The organism is Streptacidiphilus sp. MAP5-3, from assembly GCF_041262505.1.
Lineage (GTDB): Bacteria > Actinomycetota > Actinomycetes > Streptomycetales > Streptomycetaceae > Streptacidiphilus.
The window spans coordinates 44882-52995 of sequence record NZ_JBGCCL010000039.1; the positions used below are offsets into that span (position 1 = coordinate 44882).

Sequence of the window (8114 nt, forward strand, 5' to 3'; positions counted from 1 at the left end):
GATGCAGTTCGGACGCACCTACGAGGAGTTCGAGGTCGGTGCCATCTACAAGCACTGGCCCGGCAAGACGGTCACCGAGTACGACGACCACCTCTTCTGCCTGCTCACCATGAACCACCACCCGCTGCACATGGACGCCAACTACGCGACCACCACCGTGCAGGGCAAGAACGTCGTGGTGGGCAACTACATCTACTCGCTGCTGCTGGGCATGTCCGTCCCGGACGTCTCGGGCAAGGCGATCGCCAACCTGGAGATCGAGTCGCTGAAGCACGTGGCGCCGACCTTCCACGGCGACACCATCTACGGCGAGACGACCGTCCTCGACAAGCGGATGACGTCCAAGCCCGACCGCGGCATCGTCCACGTCGAGACCAAGGGCTACAACCAGGACGGCACGCTGGTCTGCGTCTTCCGCCGCAAGGTCATGGTCCCGACCGAGCAGTACATCAAGGAGCGCGGGGGCGAGCAGCCCGGCCGCCCTGAACTGCGCGAGCAGCCGTAACACCGAAACCGCTCTCCCCCACAGTGCTCGGGCGCTCCATGGTGTATGCCACGCCCGTGGAGCGCCCGGACAGAAGAGAAGGACACGACCCATGGGACGCCTCGCCCAGACCGAAGGTCTCAACGAGATCCAGCAGGAGATCCTCGCGACGGTTCGCAGCTTTGTCGACAAGGAGATCATTCCGGTCGCCACCGAGCTGGAGCACCGTGACGAGTACCCCGCCGAGATCGTCGAGGGCCTCAAGGAGATGGGGATCTTCGGCCTGATGATCCCGGAGGAGTACGGCGGCCTCGGCGAGTCGCTGCTCACCTACGCCCTGACCGTGGAGGAGATCGCCCGCGGCTGGATGTCGGTGTCGGGCATCATCAACACCCACTTCATAGTCGCCTACATGATCAACGCCCACGGCACCCAGGAGCAGAAGGACTACTTCCTGCCCCGGATGGCCACCGGCGAGATCCGCGGCGCCTTCTCGATGTCCGAGCCGGGTCTGGGCTCCGATGTCGCGGCCATCGCCACCAAGGCCGTCAAGGACGAGAGCGGCGAGTTCTACGTCCTCAACGGCCAGAAGATGTGGCTGACCAACGGCGGCACGTCCACCGTCATCGCCTGCCTGGTCAAGACGGACGAGGGCGCCTCCTCCCCGTACAAGAACCTGACCACCTTCCTGATCGAGAAGACGCCGGGCTTCGGCCCGAACAAGACGGTCCCCGGCCTGACCGTCCCCGGCAAGATCGAGAAGATGGGCTACAAGGGCGTCGACACCACCGAGCTGGTGCTGGAGGACGTCAAGCTGCCCGCGGACCGGATCCTGGGCGGCGTCCCTGGCCGCGGCTTCTACCAGATGATGGACGGCGTCGAGGTCGGCCGCGTCAACGTCGCGGCCCGTGGCTGCGGTGTCGCACAGCGCGCCTTCGAGCTGGGCATCCGCTACGCGCAGCAGCGGCAGACCTTCGGCAAGAAGATCGCCGAGCACCAGGCGATCCAGTTCAAGCTGGCCGAGATGGCCACCAAGGTCGAGGCCGCGCACCAGATGATGGTGATGGCCGCGCGCAAGAAGGATTCCGGCCAGCGCAACGACCTCGAGGCCGGCATGGCCAAGTACCTCGCCTCCGAGTACTGCAAGGAGGTCGTCGAGGACTCCTTCCGGATCCACGGCGGCTACGGCTTCTCCAAGGAGTACGAGATCGAGCGCCTCTACCGTGAGGCCCCGATGTTGCTGATCGGTGAAGGAACTGCGGAGATCCAGAAGATGATCGTGGGACGTCGTCTGCTGGAGGAGTACCGGCTCGCCGAGTAGCCGTCGGAGAGCGCAAGCAGGGGCGTGAACGCTTGGTTCACGCCCCTGTTCCTGTACGAATCCCGGCCGGACCCAGGGCGGATCCCGCCCGGAGCCCGGCCTGAGGGTTTCGTCACCGTTCGCCCACAGCCCTTGGCCTGCCCTGCTCCGGCGGCTTACCTTGGCGGGAGAGACAGAGAGACACACGGGAACAGCCCGCCCGGGCTCCCGGAGCTTGCTACGGCACCACCCGCTGCCGATAGCATCCCTTCGGATAGATAACTGTCGGCTACCGGCACCTGTCGTCAACGGCAATGTCGCACACGGCACTGTCGTCCCCGAACCCCTCGACTGCTGCGACCCTTTCGGTCGCCACAAAGGTCTTCGATGCCCCTTCGTCCGTCCCAACCGACCGACGCAAGCCCGGCCCGTCCGCGCGTGACGCTGGCCCGCGGCGCGTCACCCTGGCTGGTACCCACCGTGCTGACCGCTGCCGCGTGCTCCGCCCTCACCCGGCGCAACGGCAGATGGGCACTGGCGGCGGTGCCGGCCACCGCGCTCAGTGCGGGGATGCTGTGGTTCTTCCGCGACCCCGAGCGCGAGATCGGCGAGGGCCGGGTCATCTCGCCCGCGGACGGCGTGGTCCAGAGCATCGACGCCTGGCCGGACGGTCGGACGCGGGTGGCGATCTTCATGAGCCCGCTCAACGTGCACGTCAACCGCGCGCCGCTGCCCGGCGTGGTGCGCTCGGTCGAGCACGTGCCCGGCGGCTACGTCCCGGCGTTCAACAAGGACAGCGACCGCAACGAGCGGGTCGTCTGGCACTTCGACACCGAAATCGGCGACATCGAGATGGTGCAGATCGCAGGCGCGGTCGCCCGTCGCATCGTCCCCTACGTCACCACCGGTACCAAGGTCGACCAGGGCGAGCGGGTCGGCCTGATCCGCTTCGGCTCCCGCGTCGACACCTACCTGCCCGCCGGAGTCGAGCCCGGTGTCGAGGTGGGTCAGCGCACGACGGCAGGGGTGACACGTCTTGACCGTGACTGAACCCGAGGCCTACGCGGACCACGACGACGACGGCCTGCACCAGGCCGTGCGCCCGGCCCTGCACGGTGGTCTCCGCGACGAGCTGGACGACGAGTTGCTGGACGACGAGTTGGACGATGAACTGAACGACGCCGAGACCGAGCACGAGCGCGCCGTACGGCGGCTGCGCTGGGCGCGCGACCGCGAGATGCGACGCGAGTTCTCGCCGCAACACCTGTCCACGGCGGACCTGTTCACGCTGGGCAACGCGGTCTGCGGCTTCCTGGCCATCTACTGCACCACCACCGGCGTGCTGATCCCGCACCTGACCGGCGTCGCCACCAGCGGCGACCGGCGCAGCGCCGCGACCGCGGTGACGCTGCTGCTGATCGGCTCGATGTGCGACCTGTTCGACGGTCTGGTGGCGCGCAAGCTGCGCAGCTCGGCGCTGGGCGCGGAGTTGGACAACCTGGCCGACCTGATCAGCTTCGGCATCGCCCCGGCCTACTTCGTGGTCGTCTGGGGCATGACCGCGGGCGGCGCGCACCAGCGGATCGGCGCGGGCATCGCCATCGTGGTGCTGCTGGCCGTGGTGCTGCGGCTGGCCCGGTTCTCCTGCACGGAGGCGCGGCCCGGGGTCTTCCAGGGCATGCCGTCCCCGATGGGCGCGCTGACGGTCATCTCGATCGTGCTGCTCAACCCGCCGTTCGTGCTGGGCGCGCTCGGGATCGTGGCGGTCGCGGCCCTGATGGTCAGCCAGGTCGAGTACCCCAAGCCGCAGGGCAAGCTGGCGACAGCCACGCTCTGCTGGATCGCGGTCGCGATGGGCTGCCTCGCCGCCTGGGCCACCGGCCTGCCGGGCGGCGGGACGCTGCTGCAGATCGGCGCCTCGCTCCAGGTCGCCCTCGCCCTGATGGCGCCGATGATGGTCATCCGCCGCAAGGTCGGCGACGTCCGCGCCAAGCGGGCGGAGGCGCGCAGCGCGACGCACTGACGTCGGCGCCTGTCGGCGAAGCGAGAGGGCCCCGGGACCGCACATGCGGTCCCGGGGCCCTTCGGTTTGTACGCTGAAGCTGATGGCACATCCGCCGCCGGGCGGACCGCCGGCTCAGCGGCCGTGGCTGTTGAACTTCCGTACCGCCAGCGGGAAGAAGACCGCCAGCAGCAGGGCCACCCAGGCCAGCGTGGCCGGGATCGGGTGCTGGAGCGGCCACGGGTCGCCCGGCTGCAGTGGCACGGCGTTGCCGAAGAGCTGGCGGGCTGCCGCCGCGACCGCGCTGATCGGGTTCCAGTCGGCGAGGAAGCGGAGCCAGCCCGGCATGCCGCCGGTGGTGACGAAGACGTTGGTGACCATGCTGAGCGGGAAGACCAGCACCGACAGCTGTCCCGCCATGTCCTCGCGTCCGACCAGCAGACCCAGGTAGATGCCGATCCAGTTGGTGGTGAAGCGGAAGAGCAGCAGCAGCCCCATCGCGGCCAGCGCGTCTCCAAGGCCGTGGTGGGCCCGCCAGCCGAGGGCCAGGCCGACGCCGACCATCATGGTCAGCACCACGGTGCTCACCATCACGTCGGCCAGCGTCTGCCCGAGCAGCGCGGCGGAGCGGGAGATCGGCATGGACCGCAGCCGGTCGGCGACGCCGCGACCGACGTCGCGCGCAGCGCCGTTCATGGCGGGCATGATGCCGTTGACCGCGACCAGGATGAACATGCCCGGCATCAGGTAGTCGCGGTACTTGCCGCCGCCGGGCAGCGAGATGGCGCTGCCGAAGATGTAGCCGAAGACCAGCAGCATCGCCAGCGGTGCCAGCAGCGAGGCCGCGATCAGGCCGGGCGAGCGGCGGTAGTAGAGCAGGACACGCAGCGTCAGGGTCCGCGCGTCGGCCAGCGGGTGGCTCCCTGCGCGGGAGGAGGGCGGGGCGCCGGTCGGGCGCGGAGGCGCGGCAGGGGCGAGGGCGGCGGTCACGTGGTCACCGTCTCCTTGGGGACGTCGGACGAGGCGGGTACGGCGGCCGGTCGGCTGCCGGTGAGGGCGAGGAAGGCGTCGTCGAGCGAGGGATGGCCGAGCGCGACGTCCTGGGCGGCGACGCCCGCCGCGTCCAACTCGCGGACCAGCTGCGGCAGCAGGATCCGGCGGCCGGGTTCGCTGACGGCGCTGACGCTGCGGGTGTCGGGGTCCAGCACCGGCTCCCCGCCCGCGAGGGACGCCACCACCCGGGCCGCGTCGTCGAGTTGGCCGAGGTCGGCCAGGGTGACCTCGACGCGGGTGCCGATGGAGGACTTGAGCCGCTCCGGCGTCCCCGAGGCGATCACCCGGCCGTGGTCCACGACCACGACGTCGTCGGCGAGCTGGTCGGCCTCGTCCAGGTACTGCGTGGTCAGCAGCACGGTGGTGCCGTCCGAGACCAGCTCCCTGACGATGGCCCAGATGTCGTTGCGGCTGCGCGGGTCGAGCCCGGTGGTCGGCTCGTCCAGGAAGAGCACGGGCGGGCGGACCACCAGCGAGGCGATCAGGTCGAGCCGTCGCCGCATACCGCCGGAGTAGGTGCGGACCAGGCGGTCGGCCGCCTCGGTGAGGTCGAAGCGCTCCAGCAGCTCGGTGGCGCGCTGCCGGGCGCCGCTTGCGCCGAGGTGGTGCAGACGGCCGACCAGGTGCAGGTTGTCGCGGCCGGTCAGCCCCTCCTCGACGGCCGCGTGCTGACCGGCGAAGCCGATCCGGCTCCGCACCTCGTCCGCCTGGCGGACCACGTCGTAGCCGACGACCCGGGCCTGTCCCGAGTCGGGCGCGGCAAGGGTGGCCAGCACCCGGACAGCGGTGGTCTTGCCGGCTCCGTTGGGCCCGAGCAGGCCGCAGACGGTTCCGGGCGGAACACTCAGCTCCAGCCCGTCGAGGGCCTGGGTGGTACCGAAACGCTTGTGCAGATCCGTCACTTCGACGGCGGGCAGGCTCATGCGAACCCCTCTCTAGGTACACCGTACGTAGAAGCGCGCTGCGCTCACCGTACTACAACTACGTACGATGTACGTAGAGAGAAGAGGGATCGCTAAACTGCGGACGGAGGAAAGGTGATCCACTGATGCCACCTGCGACGGAACCCAAGACCGACGCCACGGCCGTGCCGGGGATGATCTGGCTGCGCCCGGAGCGCACCGGACGCGGCCCGGAGCCCGCGCACAGCCGCGCTGCGATCGCCGCGGCGGCGATCGAGCTCGCCGACGCGGAGGGGCTGGACGCGGTCTCCATGCGCAAGGTGGCGGCGGCACTGGGCGCGGGCACGATGTCGCTCTACAACTACGTGCCGAAGAAGGAGCACCTCTTCGACCTGATGCTGGACGCGACGGCCGGGGAGTTCGCGCTCCCCGACGAGCCCGGCGGCGACCCGTGGGCGGACCTGCGCCTGCTGGCCCACGAGGAGCTGGCCGCGATGCGGCGGCATCCGTGGCTGGCCGGACTCTGCCTGACGCGCCCCTCGATGGGCCCCAACGCGCTGCGCTGCACCGACTTCTTCCTCGCGGCGCTGGAGTCGTCACCCGTGGCCTCGGCGCTCCCCGGCGGGACCAGGATGGAGTTCTTCGCGCTGCTCAACGGCCACGTCTGCCAGTTCGCCGAGTGGGAACGCAATGTGACGGGTGGTCAGTCCGCCCGGTGGCAGGCCGAGCTGATCACCTACCTCGCCGCCCAGGTGGCCACCGGCCAGTACCCCCACCTCGCCGCCACCCTGGCCGGCGGCGCGGACACCGCGCCCCTGGAGCCGGACGTGATGTTCGCCAACTCCCTCGACCGACTGCTCTCGACGATGCTGGGCCCGCCTCCGGCGTGAGCCGAGGGGCTGTGCCCAGCCCAGAGGCCCACCCCAGCGGTCTACCCCAGCGGAGGCAGTGACTCCAGGGCGTGGCGGCCGAGTTCGTCCAGACCGGCGACGGTTGCGGCCAACTGGTCGGGAGTGAGCACCTGGAAGACGTGCCGGTCTATCGCCTCCGCGTGCCGCTGGGCCGCCTCGGCGAGCTTGTCCGCGCCCAGTTCGGTGATGGTGACCATCTGGATGCGCCGGTCCGAGCGCGAGCGCTCGCGGCGGACCAGCCCGGCCTCGACCATCCGGTCGACCAGCCGGGTGGCTCCGCCGCTGGTCAGCACGGCGTCGCGGGACAGATCCCCCATGGTCGCGCCCTCGGGCGCGGAGGCGAGCCGGAGCAGCACCTCGAACATCGGGTGCGAGATGCCGCTCTCCCGCTCCATCGCCGCACCCAGCAGGCGCTCCAGCCGCGCGGTCGCCGTCAGCAGCACACCGAACGCCTGCACGCGCTCGTCGGCGACGGCCTCGGCGGCGGTTCCTATGCTGATCGCGGTCATCGCGCGGCTCCTTCCCCAGGGGATCTTCCACACGTTACCGGCAGGCGCGCGTCACCGGGCCTCCGAAAGTCACCGGGCCACCGTGAAGCGACGGCCGAGGTGGGCCGGCTTCTCGATCTCGTCGAGCAGCGCCACGGCGTAGTCCTCGCACGTGATGTAGGACTTGCCGTCGGCGTCCACCACGAGCTGCTCAAGGCCCGTCCGGTAGGCACCGCTGCGCTCGCCCGGCTCGATCGTCCCGGCGGGGCTGAGCACGGTCCAGACGACGTCGTCGACGCCGTTGTAGTAGGCCTGGGCGTCGCCGTGGGCGTGCATGATCTGGAGCAGCCATTCGGGCAGGCCCGGGGTGTCCCAGACCTGCACGCCGGGCGCGGTCTCCAGGCTGCCCGCGCCGCCGACCGCGATCAGACGCGGAGCGGCCGCGCCGAGGCCGCGCAGGCCCTCGACGAGGGAACGTGCGGCGGGCTCGATGGTGGCGAGGTGCCCCGGCCCGTCCCCGCCACCGCCCCCCACCGCACTGACCAGCACGTCCTGCCCGGCGGCGACCTTCGCCACGGACGCGGGGTCCAGCACGTCCCCGGCGACGACCCGCACGCCCTGCGGCGCGGCGTAGCCCTCGGGCTCGCGCACCACCGCGGTCACCTGGTGCCCGCGGCGGAGCGCCTCGGTGACGATGCGGGTACCGATGGTGCCCTTGGCTCCGATGACGGCGATCTTGGCCATGATGCCTCTTCCATGTCCGGGGTGCGGGGTTCCGCGCTTCCACCCATGGAAACATCTGAGCAGTCAGGGATTATTTCGAGTCGGAGAGAAGATTTTTCGGGGCGGGGAAGTTGCAAACGTCAGGGGCGCGGGGGGGGGGGGGGCCCCCCCCCCCCCGGGGCCCCCCCCCCGGGGGGGGGGGGGGGGGGCGCGCCGCCCCCCCCGCCGGGGGGGCGGGGGCGGGGGGTTGT

Annotated in this window: 9 protein-coding genes; 5 read left to right on the forward strand and 4 right to left on the reverse strand. The window is 70.6% G+C overall.

Translation table 11 applies throughout. The features are described 5' to 3' along the window. Position 1 precedes the first annotated feature (1 nt). The 4 genes from ABH928_RS33720 to pssA all read left to right on the forward strand — a co-directional run bounded on the left by ABH928_RS33720 (position 2) and on the right by pssA (position 3807). Positions 2-505: a MaoC family dehydratase gene (locus ABH928_RS33720; RefSeq protein ID WP_370072520.1), complete on the forward strand. Its 504-nt coding sequence runs from the start codon at positions 2-4 to the stop codon at positions 503-505. Positions 506-596: 91 nt separating this feature from the next. Beyond that, a complete protein-coding gene (locus tag ABH928_RS33725) occupies positions 597-1805 on the forward strand; it encodes an acyl-CoA dehydrogenase family protein (protein WP_370072521.1) in 1209 nt (402 codons plus the stop codon). A gap of 366 nt (positions 1806-2171) precedes the next feature. After that, the gene (locus ABH928_RS33730) at positions 2172-2834 is read left to right on the forward strand and encodes a phosphatidylserine decarboxylase (protein WP_370072522.1); all 663 of its coding nucleotides are present in this window, start codon (positions 2172-2174) and stop codon (positions 2832-2834) included. A gap of 187 nt (positions 2835-3021) precedes the next feature. Further along, the gene (gene pssA / locus ABH928_RS33735; protein ID WP_370072529.1) at positions 3022-3807 is read left to right on the forward strand and encodes a CDP-diacylglycerol--serine O-phosphatidyltransferase; all 786 of its coding nucleotides are present in this window, start codon (positions 3022-3024) and stop codon (positions 3805-3807) included. Between the two features lie 114 nt (positions 3808-3921). Here pssA and ABH928_RS33740 read toward each other — a convergent pair whose 3' ends face one another. Both ABH928_RS33740 and ABH928_RS33745 read right to left on the reverse strand, forming a co-directional pair. Continuing rightward, positions 3922-4776 carry an ABC transporter permease gene (locus ABH928_RS33740; RefSeq protein WP_370072523.1) on the reverse strand — a complete coding sequence of 285 codons (855 nt, stop codon included), beginning with the start codon at positions 4774-4776 and terminating at the stop codon, positions 3922-3924. Next, positions 4773-5762 (reverse strand): ATP-binding cassette domain-containing protein, encoded by a 990-nt coding sequence (locus ABH928_RS33745; protein ID WP_370072524.1) that lies wholly within the window; start codon positions 5760-5762, stop codon positions 4773-4775. The genes ABH928_RS33740 and ABH928_RS33745 overlap by 4 nt, the downstream gene beginning before the upstream one ends. A gap of 125 nt (positions 5763-5887) precedes the next feature. On the opposite strand from ABH928_RS33745, the gene ABH928_RS33750 reads away from it, so the two are divergent. Beyond that, a complete protein-coding gene (locus ABH928_RS33750; protein ID WP_370072525.1) occupies positions 5888-6631 on the forward strand; it encodes a TetR/AcrR family transcriptional regulator in 744 nt (247 codons plus the stop codon). Positions 6632-6672: 41 nt separating this feature from the next. Here ABH928_RS33750 and ABH928_RS33755 read toward each other — a convergent pair whose 3' ends face one another. Together ABH928_RS33755 and ABH928_RS33760 are read right to left on the reverse strand one after the other, a co-directional pair. Continuing rightward, positions 6673-7161, reverse strand: a complete 489-nt coding sequence (locus ABH928_RS33755) for a MarR family winged helix-turn-helix transcriptional regulator (protein ID WP_370072526.1) — start codon at positions 7159-7161, stop codon at positions 6673-6675. A 69-nt stretch (positions 7162-7230) separates the two neighbouring features. Continuing rightward, entirely contained in the window at positions 7231-7884 is a 654-nt protein-coding gene (locus tag ABH928_RS33760; RefSeq protein ID WP_370072527.1) for an NAD(P)-dependent oxidoreductase, read from the reverse strand. Positions 7885-8114: the final 230 nt, after the last annotated feature.